We start from the raw sequence: 2,742 nt of genomic DNA, 5'->3' as shown, positions 1-2,742 counted from the left end.
TGTGAGAACTACTTCGTTTCATGCGGATATGAGCCGGAATGATCGAAAAACGCTCTAATGTAGATTCCTGGCGATGGCGCCCCCCTAAAACGAGATGATGGCGCCCCTCTATTCCTGGATGATCCCGCCCCCCGATTCCTGGATGATGGCGCCCCCCCATTCCTGGATGATCCCGCCCGGGTCATTTCGATGGTGAGACGGTTCCCGCTGGCATGTTCACACTCGCTCCCCTGGTCACCCTCGGGAGCAAACGATGCCAGCGGAGCGACTTTCCATGCGCAAGGCGCGCGACATCATTCGACTGAACTTCTCGTCTCTCTCGGCGCATGAAATTGCCCGACGGCTCGCCATGGCGCGATCGAGCGTGCGAGAGACCCTGCAAAGGGCCGAGAGCGCAGGTCTGTCATGGGAGCAGGTCGAGGCGCTCAGTGACGATGCGCTGGAAAGCGCCCTGTACGCCAACCGCCGCAGCAAACGGGGACACCGGCGCATCGCCGAGCCGGACTGGGGCAACGTTCACCGTGAGCTGAAGCGCAAGCACGTCACCCTGACCATCCTGTGGGATGAATACATCGCTGAGAACCCGGGCGGTTATAGCTACTCCCGCTATTGCGATCTCTACCGGACCTTCGCGAGAAAAGTGTCGGTGACCATGCGGCAGACCTATGCCGCCGGCGAGCGGCTGTTCGTCGACTATGCGGGCGATACCGTGCCCGTCCTCATCGACAGGCTCACCGGAGAGATCCGTGCGGCCCAAATCTTTGTCGCCGTTCTGGGCGCGTCGAGCTTTACATTTGCCTGCGCCAGCTGGACCCAAATGCTGCCCGACTGGATTGACGGCCATGTCCGCGCCTTCTCGGCAATGGGCGGCGCTCCTGACCTGCTCGTCCCCGACAACACCCGAACTGCAGTCATCAAGGCGTGTCTTTACGATCCACAGGTCAACCGGACCTACGCTGAGATGGCCGCGCACTATGGGAGCGCCATTCTGCCGGCCCGCCCGCGCAAACCCCGCGACAAGGCCAAGGTTGAGCGGGCGGTGCTGATCATCGAGCGCTGGCTTCTGGGTCGGCTGCGCCGGCAAACCTTCACCAGCCTTGCCGAACTGAACGCCGCCATCGCCGAAATGCTGAGGGTTCTCAATGACGAGCGGACCATCCGCCGCCTCGGCGTCACCCGCCGACAGCTGTTCGAAGACATTGACCGGCCCGCGCTCAGACCCCTGCCGTCTGAACCCTATGTCTTCGCGCAATGGAAAGCGTGCCGCGTTGGCGTCGACTACCACGTCGAGATCGCCGGGCACTACTACTCGGCGCCCCATCAACTGGCCCGGGCCGAGGTCGATGCACGCCTCACGGCCCGTACCGTCGAGATATTCCACCGGGGCCAGCGGATCGCCACCCATCTTCGCATGAGCGGCAATCACGGCCATACCACGGTGGCCGACCACATGCCCTCAAGCCACAGACGCTACCGGAACTGGACCATCGACAGGATCCGGAGCGATGCCCGACGGATAGGCCCCTCTACAGCAGCGCTGTGCGAGCAGATCATCGAACAGCGTCCTCATCCCGAGCAGGGCTTCCGCACCTGTCTGGGCATTGTCCGTCTGGCGCATTCCTACGGCGGGGCTCGCGTGGAGGCGGCGGCGGAACGCGCCATCGACATCGGCGCACGCACCTACTCCTCCGTCAAATCGATCCTCGACAACAAGCTTGATCGTCACCCCGCCGAAAAGCGGGCTGCGGAGGCTCCGACGATCCTGCACGCCAATATCCGCGGCCCGCGCTACTACAACTAGGAGGCAGCCCTTGCTGACGCATCCAACGCTTGACCAACTTCACGCCCTTGGCCTCAGCGGCATGGCCAGGGCTTTCCAGGAGCTTGCCGCCGCCAGTGAGGCCGACGGGCTCTCTCATCCCGAATGGCTGGGATTGCTGCTCGATCGCGAAATCTCCGTCCGGCAGGACAAGCGCCTGGCGGCCCGGCTGCGCGTCGCGAAGCTGCGCCAGCAGGCCTGTGTCGAGGACATCGACTACCGCAGCCCCCGTGGCCTCGACCGCGCCATGATGCAGAAGCTCATCATGGGCGGCTGGATCGACGCCCACGACAATCTGGTGCTGGTTGGTCCGACGGGCGTCGGCAAGAGCTGGATCGCCTCGGCGCTGGGACACAAGGCCTGCCGGGACAACCGCTCCGTTCTTTACCAGCGTGTTCCGCGACTGTTCAGCGAACTCGCGCTGGCGCGTGGCGATGGCCGGCATGCACGGTTGTTACGCACCCTCGGGCGCGCGGATCTGCTGGTGCTGGACGACTGGGGACTTGAGCCACTGGACGCTGCGGCGCGTCACGATCTGCTGGAGATCCTCGAAGACCGCTACGGACGCAAGTCGACGCTCGTCACATCGCAACTTCCGCTGGAGGGATGGCATGAGATCATTGGCGACCCCACCTACGCCGACGCCATCCTCGACCGTCTGCTTCACAACGCCCATCGCATCGCGTTGAGAGGCGAAAGCATGCGACGTGTACGCACCAAAGCAGACGTCAACGCTTGACCCGGCGCCATCCGAGGCGCCAGAAAAATAGAAGCCAGCACATGCCGTGACCCGGGCGCCATCATCCAGGAATTGGGGGGCGCCATTATCCAGGAATCGGGGGGCGCCTTCGCAGGAATCTGCAGTTAACGCGAAGTTGGGGGCAGCGGGGCGAGGATGGTGGTGCCGGAGACCGACGCCATGA

Annotated in this window: 2 protein-coding genes; both read left to right on the top strand. The window is 63.7% G+C overall.

The features are described from left to right. The first annotated feature begins 274 nt into the window (after positions 1–274). Positions 275–1,801 carry an IS21 family transposase gene (istA, locus tag IE243_RS22440; protein ID WP_191321509.1) on the top strand — a complete coding sequence of 509 codons (1,527 nt, stop codon included), beginning with the start codon at positions 275–277 and terminating at the stop codon, positions 1,799–1,801. Positions 1,802–1,811: 10 nt separating this feature from the next. After that, entirely contained in the window at positions 1,812–2,558 is a 747-nt protein-coding gene (gene istB, locus IE243_RS22435) for an IS21-like element helper ATPase IstB (RefSeq protein ID WP_191321508.1), read from the top strand. Positions 2,559–2,742 lie beyond the last annotated feature (184 nt).

This window comes from Camelimonas fluminis, from assembly GCF_014656355.1.
Lineage (GTDB): Bacteria > Pseudomonadota > Alphaproteobacteria > Rhizobiales > Beijerinckiaceae > Camelimonas > Camelimonas fluminis.
The sequence above is the reverse complement of the archived record's forward strand: the minus strand, read 5'-3'. Positions and strand labels throughout refer to the sequence as shown.

What these genes read in the sequence shown, in the direction of transcription:
- istA (WP_191321509.1), top strand. Translation starts at nt 275, where the DNA reads ATGCGCAAGGCGCGCGACATCATTCGACTGAACTTCTCGTCTCTCTCG.